This is a genomic window from Kitasatospora sp. NPDC001225 (genome assembly GCF_053597855.1).
Window position 1 is genome coordinate 1 of sequence record NZ_JBSFJC010000028.1, and the last position, 23991, is coordinate 23991.

Below are 23991 nucleotides of genomic sequence, written 5' to 3' on the forward strand. Positions count from 1 at the left end.
CGTCGGTCGCCAATGGCCCCCAGCCTTCGGCCGGGAGGTGCCCCCACCGCAGTGGCTCCCTCCTCCGCCTTGCGATGCACGCACCCCAACGCCGCCCCGCCCGCCCTCCGGGCGGACGACGGGAGTTCGAGGGCAGGCCCTAGGCTGGTGCCCAGCAAGCACCGTATTTTGCAGCAGCCAGTGGGGGCTCCCAGATGACGACAGGTCGGCCCGGCGTCGCCGCCGCACCGAACACGGCGTACGCAGGTCAGGTGGTGCAGTTCCCGGACCCGGTCCGCGCGGAGCGGCACCCCGCCGGGGTCAGGGTGGACGAGTACGGCTTCCCGGACTTCGGTCCGTACGCCGCCGCCGCGGCCGAGGTGGCCGACCCGCCGGCGGGCTTCGGCGTGGACGAACTGCGGCTGACCGACTACGTCTCGGCCAACGCCGCGCTCTACACCCAGGGCCACCCGCTCTGGGCCGACCTCCCGACCGCCGTCGCCACCCCGCCCGGCTGGACCTGGCACCACGCGGTCGGCCGGGCCGCCCCCGGCTGGCGGCGGATGGAGCTCGTCCCGGTCGAGGTCAAGGCGCTGCTGCGGCACCACGGCGGCCTGGCCACCTCCGCCGCCGACCACACCCGCCGCGGCACCCGCCCGCTGCAGGAGCGCCGGCCGGTGCACTTCTCGCTGGCCGGGGACGGCGGCGACCCGATCGGCGTCCCCGAGGACCTGGTGCAGCGCGCCGAGGAGCGCCTCGGCTACCGGCTGCCCGACGCCTACCGCACCTTCCTCAAGCTGGGCGGCGGCCGCGCCCCGGTCGGCGTGGCGCTGGACACCGAGCTCGGACTGCTGCTCGACCAGCCGTTCCTGACGCTCACCGAGGAGTACGGCACCGACGACGTCGTGTACGCCAACAAGTGCCTGCGCGACCACCTCACCAAGGACTACCTGGGCATCGCCTACGCGCAGGGCGGCCTGGTCGCGCTCAAGGTGCGCGGCGAGCGGGCCGGCTCGGTCTGGTTCCACCTGTACGACGACGCCCGCGACGCCGGCGGCCCGGAGGCGCCGGAGGACCGCTGCGCCCGGCTGCTGCTGCCCTGCGGCGAGGACTTCGACGCCTTCCTGCTCCGGCTGGCCGGCAGCCCGCCGGAGCTGGAGACGGTCGCGGAGCTGATGGTGGACGGCGGGTTCGCCCGGGCCGTCCCGGTCGGCTGAGGCGCGTGGGCGCGATGCTCGTGGTGCTCGCGGTGGTGTCGGTGGCCGAGGTGGTCGCGGTGGAACGGGGGACGAAGAGGATGCGGACAGGGGTGAACCGGGCGTGGTGACGTACGCGCAGGCGCAGGAGCTCGCCGAGGAGTGGATCAACGGCGGGGTGCCGCGCTCGCAGCAGCGCGAGGTGCGGGTCCGGGAGTTCGACCTGGGCTTCGTCTGCTGGGCGGTGGCGCCCACGGGCCCTGCCGACGGCTCGGGCGGTGCGGGCGGCGGCTCGGGAGAGGCGCGGCTGGTGATCGCCCGGGACTCCGGCGCCAGCACGCTCTGGCCAGCGCTGCCCGTCAACGAGGTGGTCCGGCAGTACGAGGAGGTCTACGGGCGGCCGGTGGCGGCCAACCCGGCGGGGGCGGCGAAGCCCGCGCCCGGGCCGGTGGAGGCGACCTCGTTCCTGCTCAGCCCGCCGCAGTGGCTCCAGGAGGCGGGGGCCGCGGCGATCGCGGCGGAGGCGGAGCGGCTCGGGACGGCTCCGGCCGGCCCGCAGGGGGCGGAGGCCCCGGCCGCCGCTCCTGCCGCTGCCGCGCCCGCGCCCGTTCCGGCTGTCGCGCCCGTCGAGGAGCCGCCCGCCGCGGCGCCGCGGCCCGGGCCGGCCGTGCTGACCGAGCCGCCGGTCTCCGACCGGCCCGCCGGGGACGCGCCGACCATGCTCGCGCCGCCGGCCGGGCACGACGAGCCGGCCGTCGCGTCGGTGCCGCCGGTCGCGGCTCCGGTCGCGCCCGTCGCGCCTGTGGTGCCCGGCCGGCCGCCGGTCGAGGGCGAGGCCGCGACCGTCCTGATGTCCGAAGGGCTGCGGACCACCGGCTCGGACCTGCCCGAGCCCGCCGCGCCGGCGGGTGCCGAGGCCGCGACCATGCTGATGCCGCCGACGGGTGGCGGCTACGGCATGCCCCCGGTCCCGCCGCCCGCCGCCCAGCCGCCCGCCGCGCAGCCCCCGGCGCCCGCCTCCGATCCCACCCCCGCGCCCGCCCCCGCCCGCGGCCGGCGGCTCGGCGGCGAGTGGGAGAAGCACGAGCGGACCTTCATGGCCTGGCCCGCCTCCGAGAACGTCTGGGGCGAGCAGCTCAGCGCCGTCCGCAGGGACATCGCCACCGTGGCCCGGGCCATCGGACAGCGCGAACCGGTGGTCCTGCTCGTCCGCCCCGGCCAGGAGGCCTCGGCCCGCAACGCCTGCGGCTCGGACGTCGAGCTGCTCGCCGTCCCGGTGGACGACCTGTGGGCCCGCGACACCCTGCCGGTCTTCGTCGAGGAGGGCGGAAAGGTCAAGGGCGTCGACTTCAACTTCAGCGGCTGGGGCGGGAAGCAGGAGCACGCCAACGACGCCCGGATCGCCCGCACCGTCCTGGAGAAGTACGGGATCGAGCGGCTGGAGACCCCGCTCACCGCCGAGGGCGGCTCCTTCGAGACCGACGGCCAGGGCACCCTGCTGGTCACCGAGAGCTCCGTCGTCAACGACAACCGCAACCCGGGCCGCACCCGCGACGAGATCGAGGCGGAGCTCAAGCGGACGCTGGGCCTCACCAAGGTGATCTGGCTGGCGGGCGTCAAGGGCAAGGACATCACCGACGCCCACGTCGACTGCCTCGCCCGCTTCGCCGCCCCCGGCGTCGTCTTCCTGGACCGCGCCTTCCCCGGCACCCCGCCCGACGTCTGGTCCCGCTCCGCCGACCAGGCCCGCGCCGTCCTCGCCGAGGCCACCGACGCGACCGGCGGGAAGCTCAAGGTCGTCGAGATCGGCCAGCCCGACCCGGACCGGATCACCGGCCGCGGCGACGCCTTCGTCTCCTCGTACATGAACTTCTACATCGGCAACAAGGGCGTCTACCTGCCGCTCTTCGGCGACGCCAAGGCCGACGGCCACGCCCAGGAGGTCTTCCGGGAGCAGTTCCCGGACCGCGAGATCGTCCCCGTGAAGATCGACACCATCGCCTCCGGCGGGGGCGGCATCCACTGCTCCACCCACGACCAGCCGGCCGGCTGACCCCCGCCGCCCCGCACCGAGGGAGAAGGGAACCCCCGTGCAGCTGACCCCCACCGAACGCGACCGGCTGCTGATCTTCACAGCAGCCGAACTCGCCCGCGCCCGCCGCGCCCGCGGCCTGCGGCTCAACGTCCCCGAGGCCACCGCACTCGTCTCGGACACCGTCTGCGAGGCCGCCCGCGACGGGCTGCGCCTGGCCGAGGCCGTCGCGCGCGGCCGCTCCGTCCTCTCCCCCGCCGACGTCCTGCCCGGCGTGGCGGACCTCGTCACCGAGATCCACGTCGAGGCCGTGTTCGAGGACGGCACCCGGCTCGCCGTCATCGCCGACCCGTTCGGCGGCGGCGCCCTCGGCGAGGCCGCACCCGGCGCCGTCCTCACCGACGGCCACGCCGCGACCGGACCGGAACCCGTCCGCACCCTCGCCGTGCGCAACACCTCCGGGGTGCCGGTCTCGGTCACCTCGCACTTCCACTTCTTCGAGGCCAACCCGCGGCTGGCCTTCGACCGGGCCGCCGCCTACGGGATGCACCTGGCCGTGCCGGCCGGCTCCTCGGTGCGCTTCGACCCGGGCGCCACCGTCGAGGTCGGCCTGGTGCCGATCGGCGGCGAGCGGGTCGCGATCGGCTTCGCCGGGCTGGTCGACGGACCGCTGGACTCGCCCCGGGTACGGCGCGAGGCGCTGCGCCGGGCCACCGAACAGGGCTACCTCGGAGCGGCCGACGAAGGACTGGCCGGCGCGGGAACGGTCGACGGCGGAGCGGCCGGCGCAGGAACAAGCGGCGAAGGACAGGAGCAGCACCCGTGAGCAGCAGCATCGACGCGTCCGAGTACACGGCCGTGCACGGCCCGCGCGCCGGGGACCGGGTCCGGCTCGGCGACAGCGGACTGGTCGTCCGGGTCGAGTCCGACTCCCAGCGGCCGGGCGACGAGTTCCTGGCCGGTTTCGGCAAGACCGCCCGGGACGGCCTGCACCTCAAGGCCGCCGCCGTCCGGGACACCTGCGACGTGGTGATCAGCAACGTCCTGGTGATCGACGCGATCCAGGGCATCCGCAAGACCTCGATCGGCATCCGGGAGGGCCGGATCGCCTCGATCGGGCGGGCCGGCAACCCGGACACCCTGGACGGCGTGGACGTGGTGGTCGGCACCGGGACGGCCATCGTCTCCGGCGAGGGCCTGATCGTCACCGCCGGCGCCATCGACACGCACGTGCACCTGATGTCCCCGCGGATCATGGAGGCCTCGCTGGCCTCCGGCGTCACCACCATCATCGGCCAGGAGTTCGGGCCGGTCTGGGGCGTCGGCGTCAACTCGCCCTGGGCGCTGCGGCACGCCTTCAACTCCTTCGACGCCTGGCCCGTCAACATCGGCTTCCTGGGCCGCGGTTCGTCCTCCCACCCCGCCCCGCTCGTCGAGGCGCTGGCCGAGGGCGGAGCCTGCGGCTTCAAGGTGCACGAGGACATGGGCGCGCACACCCGCGCCCTGGACACCGCGCTGTCCGTCGCCGAGGCCCACGACGTCCAAGTGGCCCTGCACACCGACGGGTTGAACGAGTGCCTCTCGGTCGAGGACACCCTGAAGGTCCTCGAAGGCCGGACCATCCACGCCTTCCACATCGAGGGCTGCGGCGGCGGACACGTCCCCAACGTCCTCAAGATGGCGGGCGTGCCGAACGTCATCGGCTCCTCCACCAACCCCACCCTCCCCTTCGGCCGGGACGCGGTCGCCGAGCACTACGGCATGATCGTCTCCGTCCACGGGCTCAAGACCGACCTGCCCGGCGACGCCGCGATGGCCCGCGACCGCATCCGGGCCGGCACCATGGGCGCCGAGGACGTGCTGCACGACCTCGGGGCCATCGGCATCACCTCCTCCGACGCCCAGGGCATGGGCCGGGCCGGCGAGACGGTGCGCCGCACCTTCGCGGTGGCGGGCAAGATGAAGGCCGAACGCGGCCCGCTGGAGGGCGACGGCCCGGACGACGACAACCAGCGCGTGCTGCGCTACATCGCCAAGCTCACCATCAACCCGGCCATCGCCCACGGCCTCTCCCACGAGGTCGGCTCCATCGAGATCGGCAAACTCGCCGACCTCGTCCTGTGGCGCCCGGCGTCCTTCGGCGCCAAGCCCCAGCTGGTCCTCAAGGCGGGCTTCCCCGCCTACGGCGTCACCGGCGACCCCAACGCCGCCACCGAGACCTGCCAACCCCTCGTCATGGGGCCCCTGTTCGGCGCCCACGGCGCCACCCCCGCGGACCTCTCCGTCGCCTTCACCAGCCGCGCCGCCGCCGAGTCCGGCACCCACGCCCGCCCGTACGACACCATGACCACCCGCCGCCGCCGCGTCGCCGTCCGCCACACCCGCGGCATCGGCCCGGGCGACATGGTCCGCAACAGCCGCCTCGGCGAGGTCCTCGTCGACCCGCGCGAAGGCCTCGTCACCCTCGACGGCACCCCCCTGCGGTCCGACCCCGCCGAGGAGGTCCCGCTGAACCGCCTGTACTTCCTCTGATACCTCTGATTCCTCTACCCGTCGACCGGGGCGGGCCGGTGGACTCCTCGCCGGTCCGCGCGCGGCCCACCGGGGCGAGCCGACCTCCGCCCCCGTGCGCCGCGCAGTCCACCAGCGCGCCCCGGCGCGAAGGGTTCGCAGGAGGTGCACCGGGCCGCAGACTGTGTCCCGACCCCGCACCAGAGGAACGACGATGCCCACCGCCAGCCGTCCGCCGGCCCCTCCCGTCGCTCCCGGGCGGCTCCCGCTGATCGGCCACGCCCTGGAACTGTGGCGGCGTCCGCTGGAGTTCCTCGGCAGCCTCACCGCCTACGACCGGATCGTGGCCGCCCACCTCGGCCCGAAGCCGAGCTACGTACTGACCAGCCCGGAGCTGGTCCACCGCGTACTGGTCACCGACGCGGCGAGCTTCGCCAAGGGCCGCTCCTTCGACAAGCTCCGCCCCTACCTCGGGAACGGACTGGCCACCTCCCAGGGCCCCCTCCACCTCCGACAACGGCGCCTGATGCAACCGGCGTTCCACCACCGCCAGATCGCGTACTACGTCGACACCATGGCGCGGCTCGCCGCCGAGCGCGCCGACTCCTGGCGGCCCGGCCAGGTCGTCGACGTCACCCGGCAGATGCTGGAGCTGTCCCTCTCCGTCGTCACCTCGACGCTGTTCTCCACCTCACTCGACGCGTCCGCCGCCGCCGAGATCCGCCACGCCCTGCCCGTCGTCCTGCGCGGCATGTACACCCGTGTACTGGACCCCACGGACCTGTGGCACCGGCTCCCCACCCCGGGCAACCGCCGCCTCGCCGACGCCCACGCCCGGCTGCGCCGCGCCATCGACCACCTCATCCACACCGGACGCGCCGGACGCGCCGGGTCGGCCGGACCCACCGGAGGCACCGACGGCACGGGCGAGCGGCCGGACCTGCTTTCGACGCTCCTCCAGGCCCGGGACGCCGACAGCGGCGAGGCCATGACCGACCGCCAGCTCCACGACGAACTCATCACCCTGCTGGTCGCCGGCACGGAGACCGCCGCAGGCGGGCTCGCCTGGCTCTTCCACGAGCTGGGCCGGCACCCGCTCGTCGACCAGCGGCTCCACCAGGAAGTGCGGGACCACGTCTCCCTTCCCCTCGGCCCCGAGCGGCTGGCCCGGCTGGAGTACACGCGCCGCGTCGTCGACGAGGCGCTGCGCGTCCGCAACCCCGGCGGCATCACGATCCGCCGCGCGACCACCGACGTCGAACTCGGCGGCTACCGCTTCCCCCGAGGCACCGAGTTCATCTTCAGCGCCCTGGTCCTCCACCGGAACCCTCGCTACTTCCCCCACCCCCTGCGGTTCGACCCCGACCGCTGGCTGCCCGACCGGCCCCCCGTCCCGCGCGGCGCGTTCGTCCCCTTCGGCGCCGGCAGCCACCTGTGCATCGGCGAGTCCTTCGCCCGCACCGAGATGATGACCGTGGTCGCGGCCGTCGCGGGCCGCTGGCGGCTGGCGCCCGTCCCGGGAGCGCGGGTACGGGGCGTCATGACCAGCACCAACCGTCCCGAGAACCTCCTGATGACGGCGGAACCGCGCACGGACCCGTCCGGGAACCGCCCGGCCGGGCCCTGACCGGTGCCGGGAACCGTCGAGAGGCCCCGTCCCGGGGCCCGCGGCGGACCGTGGCGCGGATCACAGCGGACTTCGCGCGGACGGTGAAATGCGGGAGCCGCCAAGGCGGTTGGCACGGGCGAACGATCACCGTCACCGCCCTGGCGCCCGCCACCGCCACCGCCGACCGCGAGGAATCCTCATGACCGTCACCGAGCCCGCCGCCTCCCGCGCGGCCGACCTCCTGTCCCGGCCCGTCACGATCAACGGGCTGACCGTGCCCAACCGGATCGTGATGGCGCCGATGACGCGCTCGTTCTCCCCGGGCGGCGTGCCCGGCGAGGACGTGCGCTCGTACTACGCCCGCCGCGCCGCCGCGGGCGTCGGCCTGATCGTCACCGAGGGGACGTACGTCGGCCACGAGTCCGCTGGCCAGAGCGACGCCATCCCGCGCTTCCACGGCGAGGAGCAGCTGGCCGGGTGGGCCCGCGTCGCCGAGGACGTCCACGCGGCGGGCGGCACCATCGTGCCGCAGCTCTGGCACATCGGCATGGCGCGCAAGCAGGGCGACCCGCCGTTCGCCGACGCCCCCGCCGTCGGCCCGTCCGGCATACGGCTGGACGGCACCGAGGGAACGGGGCGGGCGATGACGCGGGCCGACCTCGACGCCGTCATCGGCGCGTTCGCCGAGGCCGCCGCGGCCGCCGAGCGGATCGGCTTCGACGGCGTCGAGCTGCACGGCGCCCACGGCTACCTGCTCGACCAGTTCCTGTGGGCCGGCACCAACCGCCGCACCGACGCCTACGGCGGCGACCCGGTCGCCCGGACGAGGTTCACCGCCGAGCTCGTCGCCGCCGTGCGCGAGGCCGTCTCCCCCGGGTTCCCGGTGATCTTCCGCTACTCGCAGTGGAAGCTGGAGAACTACGACGCCCGCCTCGCCGAGACCCCGCAGGAGCTGGAGGCGATCCTCACCCCGCTCGCCGAGGCCGGCGTCGACGCCTTCCACGCCTCGACCCGCCGCTACTGGGTCCCCGAGTTCGACGACTCGGACCTCAACCTGGCCGGCTGGACCAGGAAGCTCACCGGCCGCCCCGCCATCACCGTCGGCTCGGTCGGCCTCGACGGCGACTTCATGCGCGCCTTCGCGGGCCAGGGCTCCGGGGTCCAGGGCCTCGACAACCTGCTCGACCGGCTGGAGCGCGACGAGTTCGACCTGGTCGCCGTCGGCCGCGCCCTCCTCCAGGACCCGCAGTGGGCCGCCAAGGTCCTCTCCGGCCGTTTCGCCGACCTGCTCCCGTACGACGCCGCCGCGAGCCGCACCCTGAGCTGACCGCCACGGGCCGACCGGGCCCGGCCCGTACCGCTGCGCTCGCGGTGCGGGCCGGGCCCGGTCGGCGGGCGGGCTACAGGTGGTCGGACCTCCGTGCCCCGCTCAGCCGCCGAGGGCCTCCGCCACGGGCAGCCGCGGGTCGTAGGCCGCCCAGCCCGGGTCCCCGGTCCCGGCGAAGGCGACCCAGGCACCGTGCACCCGGGCGGCGAGTCCGGCCGGGGCGGGGTCGGGGCCGAGCAGGCCGGTGTCCCCGTGCAGCCAGGGTTCGTCGGCGAGGTCGAACACGAAGGGCAGCTCGACGGTGTGGGCGGCGCCGAGCCGCCCGTCCAGGGCCGTCGAGCAGTACCCGAACGAGTAGCGGTACGTGCGGCGGCCGCCCGAGATCCGGGCGTGGGCCTCCGCCATGCGCGTCGTCCCGGCCTCGAACAGGGCGTGCGCGAGCACGGCGGAGCGGAGTTCGCCCGGCGTGGCGCCCAGCCGCGCCGCCCGCAGGGCGGAGAGGACCGCCGCCGGATCCGCCAGCAGTCCGGTGGCGACGGCGTGGAGGTCGGCCTCCGTGGTGGACTCCAGCTCCCCCTCCGGCACGAGGTAGAGGTTCGCCTCCTCGGTGTTGGTGCCGATGAGCAGGTCGACGTCGCGGGCCGGGCCGTCCGCGAGGGCGTCCGCGGGCTGGACCGGCAGGACGAGGCCGAGCGGGCTGAGCCCGGCCAGCGGGTCGGTGGCGGTGTCCGTCCGCAGGTCGAGGCCGAGCAGCGCGGGCAGGACCGTCAGCAACCGCTCGTCCGGGATCGGGGCGAACGCCTCGGCGGTCGCTTCGACGCCCAGCGCGGCGGCCGCGACGGCGGTGACCCGCCCCGCCTGCTCCGGGGTGAACGCGCCGGTGCCGCTGCCGCTCTGCACGATCGCCCGCCGGAACAGCCCGTCGGCCTCCGGCGCCGCGAGCAGCGCGCAGACCAGCGTCGCGCCCGCGGACTCCCCGAAGACGGTGACGTTCCCCGGGTCGCCGCCGAACGCCGCGATCGTGTCCCGCACCCAGCCGAGTGCGGCGAGCACGTCGAGCAGCCCCCGGTTGGCCGGGGCGCCCGGCAGGTCGAGGAACCCGGGGATGCCGAGGCGGTAGTTCACCGTCACCAGGACGACGCCGTCGCGGGCGAACGCGCCGCCGTCGTAGAGGGCGGCGCGGTTCGAGCCGGTGATGAACCCGCCGCCGTGCACGAACACCATGACCGGGCGGCGGCCGCCGTCGGCCGCGGGCGTGTGGACGTCGACGGTCAGGTACTCCGCACCGGGCGCCCAGCCGGGCCCGAAGTAGGGGCTCACGTCGAGCCGGTCGAAGGCGCGGACCGGCTGCGGGGCCGTCGGCGAGGGCCGCGTGCCGTCGCGGACGCCGGACCAGCCCGGGTGCGGTACGGGCGGGGCGAAGCGGCCGGCGCCGGTCGGTGCCGCCGCGTACGGCAGGGCGCGGTAACGCTCGCCGGACCCGTCCCGGACGCCGCGCACGGCTCCTGCCGGGGTTTCGACGACCGGATCTGCCTGTCGGGGCATGGGAAACGATTCCTCTCTGACGGTTCTGGAGCTCTCTGGCGGTGCTGGGGCCGACGTACCGGCGGAGCGGGCGCGTCGGCGGATCAGGCGGATCAGGCGGATGACCGGATCATCAGGAAATGCGGGAGAAGCCCGCCCACTCCCTGATCGCGAACGTCGACCCGTTGCGCGCGACCTCCACCGCGCCCCGGCCGCCGAAGTGCGCCGGGAAGAGCAGCGCACGGCGCTCGGCGGCCTGGCCGAGCAGCCGGTGCCGGGTGGCGCGGGACAGCGCCGGGTCCTCGCAGAAGCAGGAGTTGGTGTCCGGCTCGGCGATCTGGAACGGGCTGTGCACCAGGTCCCCGACGAACAGGGCCTGCTCACCGCCGGACTCCAGGGTGAGCACGGACGAGCCGGGGGTGTGCCCGGGCGCGAGGTCGAGCCGCAGGTTCCGGTCGATCCGGTACGTGCCCTCCCACAGCCGCGTCAGTCCCGCCCGGTGGACCGGCGCGACGCTGTCCTCGAAGACGTTCTGGTTCCCGCGGCCGAGCACGCTGCGGTGCCCGTTGGCCGGGTCCCAGAACTCGAAGTCCCGCCGGGTCATCAGGTACCGGGCGTTGGGGAAGGTCGGCACCCAGGTCCGGCCGTCGAGGCGGGTGTTCCAGCCGACGTGGTCGACGTGCAGGTGGGTGTTGACGACGAGGTCGACGTCCTCGGGCCGCACCCCGGCGGCGGCGAGGTTGTCGAGGTAGTCCGTGTCCAGGTGGTTCCAGACCGGCGCGTGGGGCCGGTCCTTGTGGTTGCCCGCCCCGGTGTCGACCAGGATCGTGCGCCCCTCGCTGCGCAGCAGCCAGGACTGGACCGCGGTACGGCACTCGTCCGTCGCCGGGTCCCAGAAGTCGGGCGCCAGCCAGTCGCGGTGCCGCTCCCACGAGCCGTCGGGGCCGGCCGGGCCGTTCGTGCTGCCGGGGCTATCTGGGAAGAACCGGCCCGGAGACAGCCCGGCCGAGCCGTAGAACTCCTTGATCCGGGTGACGGTGACGTCACCGATGGTGATCTGCTCCGGGTTCCGCCGCATGGGCTCCCCTCCTCGGGTCCGGGGCACGCGGTCGACCGTCCGCCGACCGCTCCCGACCGTTTCCGGTCGGGACCGAGCCTGGCCCCTCCGAGCGGCACCGACCAGCCCCCGCTCGTCCTACCCCGGCCTGTCCTACCCCTCACAGGGTGTGGCTGGGACCGCTCCGGGCGCCGAATACTGGGGGGCATGAACGGACCCGGCCCGCTCGGCGCCTTCCTCAGAGCCCGACGGACGCGGCTGCACCCCGAGGACGTCGGCCTGCGCGAACTCGGGCCCCGCCGTCGGGTGGCCGGGCTCCGGCGCGAGGAGGTGGCCCAGCTGGCGGGCGTCAGCGTCTCGTACTACACCCGGCTGGAGCAGGGCCTGTCCCGCGGGGCGTCGGCCGATGTGCTCGACGCGATCGCCCGCGCGCTCCTGCTCGGCGACCACGAGCGCGAGCACCTCGACCGGCTCGCCGTCGCCGCCCGCCACACCCCCCGGGTGCGCCGGCCGCGACCCGAGCGGCTGGCGGACGAGACCCGCGACCTGCTCCGCGCGGTCGACGGCGTCCCGGCCGTGGTGCTCGGCCGCCGTACGGACGTGCTGGCCTGGAACACCCTCGGGCACGCCCTGCTGGCCGGCCACGTGGACGTCCACGGCCCGGACGACCCGGCGCGACGCCCGAACCTGGGCCGGATGCTGTTCCTGGACGCGCACGCCCGGGAGCTGTACGTGGACTGGCAGCACAAGGCGCGCACGGTGGTCGGCAGCCTGCGCGCCACCGTCGGCAGGCACCCCGAGGACCCGCTGCTGGCCGAGCTGATCGGCGAACTGACCATGAAGAGCCCGGAGTTCGTCGCACTGTGGGGCGACCACCGGGTGGCGCCGTGCGACACCCGCTCCTACCGGCTGCACCACCCCGTCGTCGGCGCGCTCACCGTGACGCAGCAGATGCTGTCGATCGCCCGCTCACCCGATCAGGTACTCGTCGTCTGCACCGCCCCCGCCGGTTCCCCCTCCGAGGCGGCCCTCGCCCTCCTCACCCGGGCCGGCGTCGGCGGCGGGGTTCCGCGGAGCAGCGGTCCGCCCCGGAACGGCAAAGGGCCCGCACCGTGCGTGACGCACGGTGCGGGCCCCTGTCTGCCGGGCTAAAGCGCGGCAGGAAAATTACAGCGGGCGGATGTTCTCGGCCTGCGGGCCCTTCTGGCCCTGCGTGACGTCGAACTCGACCTTCTGACCCTCGAGCAGCTCGCGGAAGCCCTGGGCGACGATGTTCGAGTAGTGGGCGAACACGTCAGCGCCGCCGCCCTCCTGCTCGATGAAGCCGAAGCCCTTTTCCGCGTTGAACCACTTCACGGTGCCAGTAGCCATGAGAAATCTCCTTCGAGAGACTGTGCGAAGTCTGCACCATGCAGACATTCGAGTCGCCGCGATGAGAACCCGCCGGAAAGAGCCGGTAAAACAAAAAATGCGCCCGCAACAATAAGCAGGCGCACACAAAGTTCATGGGAACCACAACTGCAACTAAGAAGAGCTTAGCAGACTCCGGCCCGCCGGCGCGGATTTTCACTCGTCTATTTTCTTCCCGCCCTCCCGGGCGCGACCGTCTCGCCCCGAAAGCGACAGCAACGATCGATTCCCGCACCGGAGTTGGCGACACCGGACTCTGCGCCGCCCCGGTCATGATTTTTTCGCCACGCCCAGGGGGCGAGTCGCCCCGGGGACACCCGGCAACGGATTCACACCCTCCGGAACGGCCCGTTCCGTCGATTTTCGGAGCATACTGACCGGGATGAGGAAAACACCGGCAGTCCGACGCCCCCTGCCCACCAGCCCCTTCAAACCCCGGCCCGACGCACCGCCCAAGCTATTCGCGGTGGGCGACCGCGTGAGCCACGACAAGTATGGTCTCGGCCGCGTCCTCGCGGTGGAGGACGGAGCCTACGCGGCCGTCCTCGTCGACTTCGGCACCCGACAGGAGCGGATCGCCCCACCGTACGCCGCCTTGTTCACACTCTGACCGGCACACCCGCGGCCCTACCGTCACCGCTCCGGGGCGCATGCCGGAGCCCGATCGGCCGCTCACCTGGGTCCGGCCACCCGGCCGGACGCCAGGCGTTTCGTGATGCGTCGACGCGCCCGGCCCGCAGCCCGGTTCCGCACCGCGCCCGGTTCCGCACCACGCCCTGTCCGCACCGCACCCGCACCCGCACCCGCACCCGCACCCGTGAGGCGGCCACCCGGCGGCCCCGGCCACCCGCACGGCCCCGCGGGCGGCTTCGGATTTTGGACTAGACCAATACCGATCCGGTCAACTCCTCCACGCCCCGTCCACGCGCCCTCCCCTCCCCCGTAGCGTGTCCACGCCTCGCACAGCGCGAGGACACCGTCCGGGGAGATCTCCATGAACTCGCTTACGGGTACGGCTCGTTGGACCACCGCCCTCGCGGCATCAGTCACGCTCCTGTGCGCCGTGCCGGCCGGCGCCACGGCCGGCACCACCGGCACCGCCGACGCCGCCGTCGGCTGGCGGGCGCTCGGCATCGCCGTCAGCTCCGACGGCAACCGCGCCTACGTCGTCGCCGAGGACCACGTCGGCACCGGCTACCCCACCCTCCTGCGCACCGTCGACACCCGCACCCGCACGGTCGTGGCGCAGACCCTGCTCAGCCAGGACGGCGCCGCCGGCCGGCCCGCCCTCAGCCCCGACGGCAACCGGATCTACGTCCTCGCCGCCGAGCAGCTGCTGGTCGTCGACCTCGCCACGAACACCGTGCTGTCCCGCACGCCCGTCGACCGCCCGCGCGCACTCGCCGTCAGCGCCGACGGCTCCCGGGTGTTCGTGACCCAGCAGGGCACCGCCGGCCCCGGCCGGGTGCTGGTCTTCGACACCTTCACCCGTTCCTTCACCGGCGCCGTCCCGCTGGGCGACCCCGACGTCGACGGGATCGCCCTCCACAACGGCGGCGCCGACGCCTACGTCGCCACCGGCGCGGGCGTCGTCCACCTCGACCTGACATCTCCCGTCCCGACCGTCACCCGCACCGTCCAGCCGCTCGCCGCCGCGACCGAGGTCACCGCCTCCCCGGAGGGCACCCGCCTCTACGCCCTCGGCAGCCGGGCCGCCCAGGGCTCCGGCTACGAGCTCGACCCCTTCACCGACACGTCCCGCACCGCCTTCACCCTCGGCGGCCCGGCCACCTCTGCCGACACCCACCTGGTGGCGGTCTCCCCGGACGGCGGCCGCCTGTTCGTCCTCAAGGACGGCTGGAAGCCCTCCGCCACCGTGCTGGCCTATGACACCGCCACCAACACCGCCCTCCCGGCCGCCGACCTCACCGGCTTCGGCCTGGACGGCGTCGGCACCGCCGCCCTCGGCCCCGACGGCCACACCCTCTACCTGGCCGGTCCGCGCGGCGAAAGCAGCTACCTGAAGGCCGTCACCTTCTGACCCGCCCGCCGGGCGGGTGCGCGGCCCCGCGCCACCCCGCGCACCCGCCCGTCCGCGCCCGTCCGTGCCCGCCGACGGGTCGGTGGCCCCGTCGGGTGATCCCAGGGCGCGGGTTCCACGGCGGCCCGTCCATAACTCGCATAGTCGGACTCGTCATACCCGCCGATCGTGGGACGAGCCGACCATGCGATTTGCCTGCCGAGAGATCCTCACAGCCGCCACCGCCCTGCTGCTCTCCCTCACCGGCTGCGGGTCACCGCAGGAACGGCAGCCCGCGCCGTCGACCCCCCGCGATCCGAGCTCCCCGGCCGCGCCCACCCCGGCGGGGCCGCGGGCGTTCACCCTCGTCGCGACCGGGGACGTCCTGCCGCACACGGAGATCATCCAGCAGGCCAGGGAGGACGCCGGGGGCAGCGGTTACGACTTCACCCGGATGCTCGCCGGGGTCAAACCCGTCATCAGCGCCGCCGACCTGGCCATCTGCCACATGGAGACGGTGTACGGCGCCGACGGCGGGCCGTTCACCGGCTACCCGTCGTTCATCTCGCCACCCCAGGTCGCCCAGGCGCTCAAGGACACCGGCTACACCTCCTGCGACACCGCCTCCAACCACACGCTCGACGGCGGCCCGGACGGCATCCGGCGCACGCTCGACGCCATGGACGCCGTCGGCCTGAAGCACACGGGCTCCGCGCGCAGCGCCGACGAGGCGAGTAGTCCCACGACGCTCACGGCGGGCGGCGCCACGGTGGCCCAGCTCGCCTACACCTACGGCACCAACGGCATCCCCCTGCCGAAGGACCGGCCCTGGGCGGTCAACCTCATCGACCGGGAGCGGATCCTCACCGACGCCCGGGCCGCCCGCGAGCGCGGCGCGGACATCGTGGTGGTGAGCCTCCACTGGGGCACCGAGTGGCAGGACACCCCGGACGAGCAGCAGCTCGCACTCGCCCGCGACCTGGCCGCCGAGCAGAGCCCCGGCCGGCCCGACATCGACCTGGTCCTCGGCACCCACGCCCACATCCCGCAGGCGTACGAGAAGATCAACGACACCTGGACGGTCTACGGCATGGGCGACCAGCTCGCCGGCCACATGTTCGACCCCACCGGCGCGGAGGACCCCCGGGGGAACTGGAGCTCGATCGCCCGCTTCACCTTCTCCCCGCCGCCCGGGCCCGGGCAACGATGGACCGTCACCAAGGCCGAGTTCCTCCCGCAGCTGACCGACCTCGGCCCGCCCTACCGGGTCCTCGACCTGACCGAGGCCCTCCGCCACACCCCCGACCGCGCCGACTACACCCGGGCCCTCGACCACATCCGGTCGGTCGTCCTGAGCCGCGACGGCGCCTCGGCCGGGCTCACCATGGCCCCCTGAAGGGACCGGCGCCGGAACCCTCCGCGAAGCCCCGGGGCGCGACTGCTCGCGAGCAGACCTCCGGTGGGCGGCGACCAGGTCGCGGTACCAGGCGTCCTGCGACGCTCCCATCCCGGTGGGCCACCAGCTGGAGGGGCCCGCCCGCTAACGGCCGTCCGGTCGGGGCGACGGTGCGGCGATGTCCGTACGGAGGCCGACGGCGTCGAGCCGCGCGAGGACCTGGGTCAGGTAGCCGTGGGCGTCCCTGACCGTGTGGACCGAGCGGAGCTGTCGGACGATGCGCTCGCGTTCGGCGGGGTGGAGCCGGGCGTCGTGGAGCGCCGCGACCTGGAGGAAGCCCTGCAGGGTGGAGCTGATCGGCCGGTCGGCGGTGGTCCGCACTCCGACCGGCCCCTCGCCCGGCCCGACCGGTGCCCCGTCGTCGCCGTCGTCGTCGCAGGTGAACCCGGAGTCGGCCGGAGCGGGCAGGGTCAGCGGAGCGTCACCGCGCGGCTCGGCCGCGGACAGCAGGTGGAGGAAGTCATTGGCTCCGGCGTCACGCAGGGTGAGGCTCGGCAGGTGGTAGAGGCGTTCGACCGATGCCAGCAGCGATCCGTGGTCGTAGACGGTGTGGTCGATCAGGTTGCAGTTCCGGCCGTCCGGTCCGCTCGGCCGGACGGCCGGGACCCACGGCGAGACGATGACGGCGGGGACGCGGACACCGAGTCGGTCGAACCGGAAGCCGTGGCTGTTGTGCGCCGGGTCGGTCACGTCACCGGGCGGGACGGCGGCCGGCGGCTCGACATGGTCGTAGAAGCCGCCGTGCTCGTCGTAGGTGATCACCAGCAGGCTCGACTCCCAGTGCGGCGACTGCCTGATCGACTCGTAGACGTACTTGATCAGGGCCTCGCCCCGGGTGACGTCGTCGATCGCGTGCTGGCTGTTGCCGCACTGGAAGTTGCCGCCGTGGCTGAGGACGTGACCGTAGCTGGGTTCGATGAAGACGTACGAGGCGGCGAAGTCCTGACGCCGCAGATCCCCGGCGAGCTCGTCCAGGCCGTGGAAGCGCTCCAGCATGGTGGGCAGGTCCATGCCCGCCAGCGCGCTGACCTGCGGGAGGGCGTCGCCCTGGTAGACCTGCCAGTCGCACCCCTTGCTGTCGAGCGCGTCGTAGATCGTGCCGTTCTCGAACTGGTAGCCGTCGACCTGCGAGGCGGCCAGTTCCAGCGGGTCCGGACTGCGGTCCAGTCCGCCCGAGGTCGCCGCGTGCAGGAAGAACCGGTTCGGCCAGGTCGGCCCCGGCAGGGCGCAGAACCAGTTGTCGCACACCGCGAACTCGCGGGCGAGCGCGCTGATCACCGGCACCTGGTCCGGGGTGAAGCACGCCATCACCGCCCCGAGGTCCGCCAGGGCCGAGGCGTCGCCCTTGGCCACGGCCTGGTTGGCGTAGTTGTCCACGAACCCCTGCATGGTGAGCGCGGGGTAGCTGCCGCCGTAGTGGCACGTGTCGTCCCTCGGTGTGCCGGTGATCGGCACCGAGGCCAGCTGGAGCTGGACGTCGCAGAACTCGTGCGGCGGGTCGACCGGCATGACGAAGGGCGCGCCGGCGCGCACCGCGAAGACCTGACCGTCGTGCGTGTTCGTCAGGCTCGCCGAGGGCCCGTTGACGGTGGTCGGCGCGCCGCTCACCGCATCCACCCCGACCCCCGGCCGGAAGCCGGACCCGGCGTCGACCGTGCCGGTGGAGACGCCGAGCATGTGGTCGAACGAACGGTTCTCCAGTACCAGCACGAAGACGTGCCTGATCCGCCCCTCCGGCCGGGCGGCCGGACCGAAGACGCGGCAGGGGATCCAGAGGACCAGCCACACGACGTACGCCACTGCCGTGAGGACCCAGTAGAGGACCCAGTAGAGGACCCAGGCGAACGCGCGGCAGACCCGGTTCGCCAGCCGGTACCAGGCCTGGCCGAGCAGGTCGGCCACCCGGTAGAACGCATCGCGGAACCACGAGGACGGCGCCTGGTCACCGCACCGGCCGGCACCCCGATCCGCCCACTGCGCACACCTGTCGGCCCCCTCGTCCGCCCACCGGGAACAGGCCCGGACCAGCCTCGCGCGCCACTCGTCCCGGGTGCGGGTGATCGAGTACCGGACCTCACCGCACGGCGACATCCGCCGCCTCCTGCTCCACGGGCGACCGCAGCACCCGGCGGGTCACCGCCCGAAGCCCGGCATCGGCGAGCCTGCCGACCCGCTCCGGCCCGGGGCGTCTCCGGTGTTTCCGGTGTTTCCGGTGTGTCCGAGCGCGCTGCGCCCTCTACTGGCCTGTCCTTCCAGGCAAACACCGTTCGATGGCCCGCTCAACTCGACGGCAGCAGGCGCCCGGCCGCGGGGAAGACCGCGCGGACGACGGCGCCGACGCCACCGCCGGGGGCGCTGCCGGCGGCATCGATTCGCTGGCGCAGGCCGGAGAGGGCGGGGCCAGCTCACGCGGCCAGCTCCGGGTCCGCACCCGAACCACGGCGGCCGACAGCCCGAGCGACTGCATCACGGTCCGGCAGAGCAGCGGCGGTGCGTCCGCCGGGTTGACGGCATTGAACCCCTCGGCCCGTCGGACAGGCTGTCATTCTATCCGTGTCGGTGGTCTGCCAAATCGTCGAGGAGAAGGTCGGCGACCACCTCTTCGACCACTGCGGTGCGCAGTTCGGCCATGGAATCGACGAGCCTCCGGTCCCACGGTGCGGGCGTCAGACGCCCCGGGTCGGGGCCCGAGGGAACCCGTGGCGCGGCGGCCCGGTAGTCGTCGGCTGCCATCCGCCAGGGGGCTGCGCCGGTCTTGGCCATGACGTGCGCCGCGATGCGGATGCCCTCGCCGTCGAAGTCGCCGTGGTAGCGCAGGGACGCGCCGTCGTCGGCGAGTCGGCGCAGCAGGTGGATCACGGCGGTGTTGGGCCAGCCGGAGGTGCAGACCAGCGGCGGGCAGTGGGGGCCGAAGCGGCGCAGGCTCAGGGCGAGCACGCTGGGGTTCTCGGTGATGTGCACGGGTCCGGTGGGACCGGTGAATTCGCCGGGTGAGCGCACTTGGGCGAGGGTGAGGCTGACGGGGTGGCCCGCTCCGGCGCAGATTCGGGAGATCTCGGCCACCGGGCCCTCTCCCCCGGGGCGGAGACCGACGGCGAGCACGGTGGCCGACAGCTCGTCGTCGGCCACGCCGGCTCGACTCCACAGTGCGCGCCGCCCTTCGGCCGTTTCGGGCATGTCAGTGCCGTACAGCACCGCCAGTGCCCGCAGGACCAGGGAGGAGAGCCGGGTCCCGTCGTCCAAGGCGTGGGAGTCGCCGTCGAGGAGGCGCGCGGCGAGGACCGGTAGCGGCTCACCACCGGCCGGGAGCGCGGCGATGACGGTCAGCGCCGCGGCGATGAGGCCCCGGGTCCGCTCGGGTGAGCCGTCGACGAGGCCGCCGGCCCGCAGGTGGCCGACCCAGTCCAGCAGGGCCGGCTGGACGGTGACCACCTCGTGACCGGCCAACCACGCCCACAGGGCCTCGCGTTGGCCGGTCCTGTGGTGGCGCTCGGCGGCCCGGTCGTGGATCGGGCCGAGGATCGCGGTCACCACGTCTCGGACGGGTCGGCCGCAGGCGTCCAGCACGGCGCTGTCGAGCCCGGCGAGGGGGATCGTCGGTTCGGCGCCGGGGAGCCGGTCGAGCCCGAGGAGGTCGGCCAGTGCCTCCCGGCCCGCCTCGTCGAGTGGTCCGCACCGTACCCGGCTGACGGAGCGACCGGTCGAGAGACGGCCGTGAACGGCCGACCACAGGGGTCGGAGCTCGGGGAGGTCGAGGGGGTGGCGGTCCGTCATGCCGGTTCTTCCGCGTCGGCTTCGTCGGGCAGCAGGTCGGTGCCCGTCCAGGTGAAACGGGCACTGGTGACGGCGTCGTCGCCGTCACCTCCGGTGATCAACTGGTGGACGGCGATGCCGGAGAGCTCCCGGTAGGTGCACCATTCGTGGTCCGAGGTGAGCACCAGGTCGAGGTCGAGTGCCGCGAGGAGGCCGAAGACCTGCCCGCGGTTGACGGTGTCGACGCCGACGAAGACCTCGTCGAGCAGGATCAGCCGCGGAGACTCCGGCACCGCCTCGTAATGGGCGGCCACGGCGGCGAACAGCGGCAGGTGGAGGGCGATGGCCTTCTCGCCGCCCGAGAGCGCGCCGTGGAGCTTCTTGGTGAGCAGCTGCCACCCGGAGCCGTTGGCGCGGTCCAGTTTGACGACGAACTGGTGCCAGGCCGTGTAGTCGAGGACCTCGGCGAGCTGCTCCTCCCAGGTCGCCGCCGTGTTGCGGGTCTTCGCTTCCTCGATCCGGCCCCGGAAGAAGGCGTGGAGGGCCTCACGGTCGGCTTCGGTGATCCGCGCCGGGTCCTTGAGCAGCAGCTCACGGGCCGTCCGGGTACCGGCGGGCAGGTCGGGGTGGATCTGCCACACCAGTCGGACGGCCACCCGTGAGGCAGTGCGGATCCCTTCGAGGTGGCCGTTCATCCGCTCGACGAGTTCACCGGCCTGACGGATCCGGGAGGCGAGGTGGCGGCGCGTGTCGCCGGTGAGGGTCCGGTCGAAGAGGCCGCGTTCGGCTGCGGTGATGTCGTCCTGACCGCGGTCACGCTCACCGGTGAGGATGGCGAGGAGGCCGGTCGCGCCGACCCGGATGCCGTCGACGGTGGCGGTGAGGACCTGGACGTCCTCCTCCGCTTCGAGCTCGAGGTCGGCGCGGCTGCTGAGGCTCTGGCGGGCTCGGTGGACGGCCTCGGAGAGACGGTTCAGGGAGTCACCGAGGTTCCTGGTGCCGTGCGGCAGGTCGGGCCACGCGGCAGCGGTCTCGCGCGCCGCTTCGAGGGTGGCGCGGGTGCCGTCCGCGGAGGTGAGGACGAGCCCGAGGCCCGCGTCCTCGGCGAATCCGAGGACGCACAGGCGCCGGAAGCCATGGGCGGCCTCGTTCCGGGCCTCGACGGCCCTGTCGTGCAGGGCCTCGTCCTGGGCCGCGGTGGCGCCGAGCGCGCCGATGCGGCCTTCGAGCGCGAGAAGTGCCTGGGTGCCGGATTCGAGGTCGCGGCGAACGCGGTCGAGGGACTTCCGGAAGTCACTGATGCGGGCGGCCACTTCGCGGTAGTCCTCACCGACGGTGCTCTCGACCGCCCGGAGCGTGGAGCGGAGCCCACGGGCGGCGGCCTCGGCGGTCTCGGCCTCCGCCAGGCCCTCGGCCGCGGCCCCCCTCGATGCCTCGGCATGGCCGCGCGCGGAGTGCCAGGCCTGGTGGGCGGCTGTCCAGGCGAGATGGGCGTCGAGCCAGACGTCGGCCTGTTCGCGCAGCGCTTCGACGGCCGCGGCGGTCTTGTCCAGGGCGGCGCGTTCGGTCGGCAGGGCATGCTCGGCGGAGGCGACGGCGAGTGTGCGCAGCGCGTCCGCGACCGCCTTCTCCTGCCGCGCGAGCTGTTCGACGGCCTCCCGCACGGCGTCCTCCCGAGCGCCCACCTCGGACTCGGCCCGGTCCCAGCCGCCCTTGGCCTCCTCCACGTCCCGGTGGTGCGGCCGGGAGCGGAGGTCGGCTTCGAGGCGCGTCCGGCGGTCGGTGAGGGCATGCAGCCGCGTCTCGTAGCCGACGACGGCGGTGTCGGCCTCGGCCAGTTCGGTGGTGAGTTCCGCGATCCGCCGCTGCCTCGCGCGTTCCCGGGCCGCGGCGCCGATGTGGCTGGACTCCTCCTTGGCCCAGGAGCCGACCGCCATCGCCAGCCGCCAGCTTCCGTCGGCGCCCACGACGGCCGGGTGGTCCGTCGTCAGTGCGGGGCCGTAGGCGACACCGGCAAGCAGCCGCCGCACCCGGGCGGGCGGCACCGGGCCGTCGGGTTCCGGAGCCAGGACGTCGAGCAGCGAGGGGCCGGGTGCGGGCGCGGCCGCTGCCGGATCGGCCAGGACGTCGTGCCCTGCGACGACGAGACCGCCGTCGGGGGTCATCCAGGCGTCGAGCAGGCCGGCCGCTTCGAGGGCCGCTTCGACGCCGGCCTGATCGGCGGGCGGAACGTCCGGCCGGAAGGCCAGCAGACGCCACAGTGGCGCCCCCGGCAGGACCGACCGGTCGGCCGTGCGAGTCCGTGGTGGAACCGGCGGGAGATCGGCCGCGGCCGCGATGCGTTCCAGTTCCCGGAGGACCCGGTCACGCCCGGCGCGGGCGTCGTCCCGGCCGGCGCGGGCGGTCGTCTCGTCGGCGGTGATGGAGCTCTCCGCCGCCCGGGCCGCGGCTTCGACCAGCACGAGGACATCAGTCTCGACGGCGGCACGGGACGCGAGTTCCTCGGCGTCGTCGATCGAGAGTTCCGCGCAGTCCTCCCTCGCCCAACGACGCAACAGGGCGGCGTGGGCGTCGACGGCGGCCTGGTAGGCGCGGGCGTTCCCCTCGCGCTTCGCGGTCGCCCCGGTCAGCCGTTCGCGCGCCGAATCGAGGTGCTGCTCCGCCGTCGTCCGGCCCGCGAGGGACCGCTCGTGGCGCTCGACGGCGGCTCGGACGTCGGCGATCTGGTGGTGCCGCGAGACGACCGCACCGCGCAGCAGACGGCGCGCCGTACGCCCCTGCTCCTCGTTCTCCCCCGACGGACCCGGTGCGGTGCCGAGCACCGTCTGCACCTCGGCGCAGACGGACTCCATGGCTGCTCGCCGCGCCGCGCCACGTGCCTCCTCGCGAGCGGCCCGGGTCTGTTCGGCCCGCTGTTCGGAACGCAGCCGCGCATCGTCGGCACGCCCCGCGTCCTCGTCGGCCGCCCGAACCTTCCGGTCGGCGGCGGTACGGGCCCGGGCGGCGGTCTGGTCGGCCTGCTCGCTCCTACGACGGAGCTGGTCGAGCTCCTGCCCCTGCCGGTAGACCTCGGAGTCGAGCAGCCCCTCGATGGCGCCCTCGATCTCCTGCCGCCCGTGTTCGAGTTCCTGTTGCGTCCGGTTGCTCTCGTCGCGCTCACGCACGGCTCCCGCGTGCGCCTCCCCGCTCTCCCTCGCGAGGCGGGCGAGGTTGTCCATCTCGGTCGTCGCGGAGATGAGACCGGCTGCTCCGGCACGCAGGACGCGCTGGGCGTAGCCGCGTTGCTGGTTCGCGACGGCGGTGGCCGCGGCCACCTCGTCGTCCAGTGTCTTCAGGTGTTCGCGCTGGCGGTCGAGGCGCTCGAAACCCTCGGCCAGTTCGGTGATCTCGCCCTGGCCGAGCGGGGGCAGCGCCCGCGAGAGCAGCGAGGACAGCAGCGACGGATCCAGGCGCTCCGAGAGCTTGGGGGTGCGGAGCTGGAGCAGCGCGGTGATCAGGGCGTCGAAGCGCTGCTCGCTCAGCCCGGGGAAGAGCGTGCTGCGGACCGTGTTGCGGTAGTCGGTGGGTGCCCCGTGCAACTCGCCCTGGCCGTGCAGCGCTTCGGCCAGGGCGGCGCGGGTGAGCGGCTGGCCCGCGTCGTTGACCAGGGAGAGACCGCCTGGGCGGTCGATCCGCGCGCCGGTGGTGAAGTAGTCGACGGTGACACCGGGGGTGTGCACGCTGGCCTGGAGCCTGGCGCCGCAGGTGAACCACCCGGGATCGCCGTCACCGCGGACGAACTCCAGCCACACGTACCCGACGCGGGTCTTGCCCGTGGTGCCCTCCCCCATCAGGTTCCAGTGCATGGTGCGCTCGGAGCCGCCGAAGGTGGACAGCCGGTTGGGTCGCAGGCTCGCGTCGAACAGGAACGGCAGGAGCACCTCCAGCGCCTTCGACTTGCCGGTGCCGTTCTGCCCCCGCAGGAGCAGCCGGCCCTTGTGGAAGGTGAAGGTCTCGTCGTAGTAGCGCCAGACGTTGAGGATGCCGGCCCTGGCGGGCCGCCATCGCGCGGCTGCGGCCGCCGTCGGGGGCACGGGGCTCTGCGGTGGCTGTGTCACGGTCATCGGAGGTCTTCCCT

At 74.0% G+C, this 23991-nt stretch carries 16 protein-coding genes; 10 read left to right on the top strand and 6 right to left on the bottom strand.

Annotation, left to right across the window (positions count from 1 at the left end):
- The first annotated feature begins 194 nt into the window (after positions 1 to 194).
- From ACWDCZ_RS12365 to ACWDCZ_RS12390, 6 genes are all read left to right on the top strand, one after another.
- On the top strand, positions 195 to 1196 hold the full coding sequence (locus ACWDCZ_RS12365) for an SMI1/KNR4 family protein (RefSeq protein WP_449815913.1): 1002 nt from the start codon (positions 195 to 197) through the stop codon (positions 1194 to 1196).
- A gap of 937 nt (positions 1197 to 2133) precedes the next feature.
- Positions 2134 to 3228, top strand: a complete 1095-nt coding sequence (locus tag ACWDCZ_RS12370) for an agmatine deiminase family protein (RefSeq protein ID WP_449815951.1) — start codon at positions 2134 to 2136, stop codon at positions 3226 to 3228.
- Between the two features lie 37 nt (positions 3229 to 3265).
- On the top strand, positions 3266 to 4033 hold the full coding sequence (gene ureA, locus ACWDCZ_RS12375) for an urease subunit gamma (RefSeq protein ID WP_388046162.1): 768 nt from the start codon (positions 3266 to 3268) through the stop codon (positions 4031 to 4033).
- A complete protein-coding gene (locus ACWDCZ_RS12380; protein ID WP_449815914.1) occupies positions 4030 to 5739 on the top strand; it encodes an urease subunit alpha in 1710 nt (569 codons plus the stop codon). Before ureA ends, ACWDCZ_RS12380 begins: the two co-directional genes overlap by 4 nt.
- A gap of 193 nt (positions 5740 to 5932) precedes the next feature.
- Positions 5933 to 7345 (top strand): cytochrome P450, encoded by a 1413-nt coding sequence (locus ACWDCZ_RS12385; RefSeq protein WP_449815915.1) that lies wholly within the window; start codon positions 5933 to 5935, stop codon positions 7343 to 7345.
- Between the two features lie 181 nt (positions 7346 to 7526).
- Positions 7527 to 8654, top strand: coding sequence for an NADH:flavin oxidoreductase (locus ACWDCZ_RS12390; RefSeq protein ID WP_375875346.1), 1128 nt, complete (start codon positions 7527 to 7529; stop codon positions 8652 to 8654).
- Between the two features lie 102 nt (positions 8655 to 8756).
- Here ACWDCZ_RS12390 and ACWDCZ_RS12395 read toward each other — a convergent pair whose 3' ends face one another.
- Both ACWDCZ_RS12395 and ACWDCZ_RS12400 read right to left on the bottom strand, forming a co-directional pair.
- Entirely contained in the window at positions 8757 to 10199 is a 1443-nt protein-coding gene (locus ACWDCZ_RS12395) for a carboxylesterase/lipase family protein (RefSeq protein ID WP_449815917.1), read from the bottom strand.
- Positions 10200 to 10311: 112 nt separating this feature from the next.
- The gene (locus tag ACWDCZ_RS12400; protein ID WP_449815919.1) at positions 10312 to 11256 is read right to left on the bottom strand and encodes an MBL fold metallo-hydrolase; all 945 of its coding nucleotides are present in this window, start codon (positions 11254 to 11256) and stop codon (positions 10312 to 10314) included.
- Positions 11257 to 11442: 186 nt separating this feature from the next.
- Between ACWDCZ_RS12400 and ACWDCZ_RS12405 the strand changes: the two genes are divergently transcribed.
- Entirely contained in the window at positions 11443 to 12387 is a 945-nt protein-coding gene (locus tag ACWDCZ_RS12405; protein ID WP_449815920.1) for a helix-turn-helix domain-containing protein, read from the top strand.
- 15 nt (positions 12388 to 12402) lie between these two features.
- On the opposite strand, the gene ACWDCZ_RS12410 is transcribed toward ACWDCZ_RS12405, so the two are convergent.
- A complete protein-coding gene (locus ACWDCZ_RS12410) occupies positions 12403 to 12606 on the bottom strand; it encodes a cold-shock protein (protein WP_049649849.1) in 204 nt (67 codons plus the stop codon).
- Positions 12607 to 13123: 517 nt separating this feature from the next.
- Here ACWDCZ_RS12410 and ACWDCZ_RS12415 point away from each other — a divergent pair.
- The 3 genes from ACWDCZ_RS12415 (at position 13124) to ACWDCZ_RS12425 (ending at position 16061) form a co-directional block, all read left to right on the top strand.
- Positions 13124 to 13255 (top strand): hypothetical protein, encoded by a 132-nt coding sequence (locus tag ACWDCZ_RS12415; protein WP_375875341.1) that lies wholly within the window; start codon positions 13124 to 13126, stop codon positions 13253 to 13255.
- A gap of 384 nt (positions 13256 to 13639) precedes the next feature.
- Entirely contained in the window at positions 13640 to 14686 is a 1047-nt protein-coding gene (locus tag ACWDCZ_RS12420) for a YncE family protein (protein ID WP_449815921.1), read from the top strand.
- Positions 14687 to 14870: 184 nt separating this feature from the next.
- Positions 14871 to 16061 carry a CapA family protein gene (locus ACWDCZ_RS12425; RefSeq protein ID WP_449815922.1) on the top strand — a complete coding sequence of 397 codons (1191 nt, stop codon included), beginning with the start codon at positions 14871 to 14873 and terminating at the stop codon, positions 16059 to 16061.
- Positions 16062 to 16205: 144 nt separating this feature from the next.
- Here the strand turns inward: ACWDCZ_RS12425 and ACWDCZ_RS12430 are convergent, their stop codons facing one another.
- From ACWDCZ_RS12430 to ACWDCZ_RS12440, 3 genes are all read right to left on the bottom strand, one after another.
- Complete coding sequence (locus tag ACWDCZ_RS12430; RefSeq protein WP_449815923.1) at positions 16206 to 18212, bottom strand: alkaline phosphatase family protein; 2007 nt, start codon at positions 18210 to 18212, stop codon at positions 16206 to 16208.
- Between the two features lie 456 nt (positions 18213 to 18668).
- Positions 18669 to 19895, bottom strand: a complete 1227-nt coding sequence (locus ACWDCZ_RS12435; RefSeq protein WP_449815924.1) for a TIGR02679 family protein — start codon at positions 19893 to 19895, stop codon at positions 18669 to 18671.
- Positions 19892 to 23977, bottom strand: coding sequence for a TIGR02680 family protein (locus tag ACWDCZ_RS12440; protein WP_449815925.1), 4086 nt, complete (start codon positions 23975 to 23977; stop codon positions 19892 to 19894). Before ACWDCZ_RS12440 ends, ACWDCZ_RS12435 begins: the two co-directional genes overlap by 4 nt.
- Positions 23978 to 23991 lie beyond the last annotated feature (14 nt).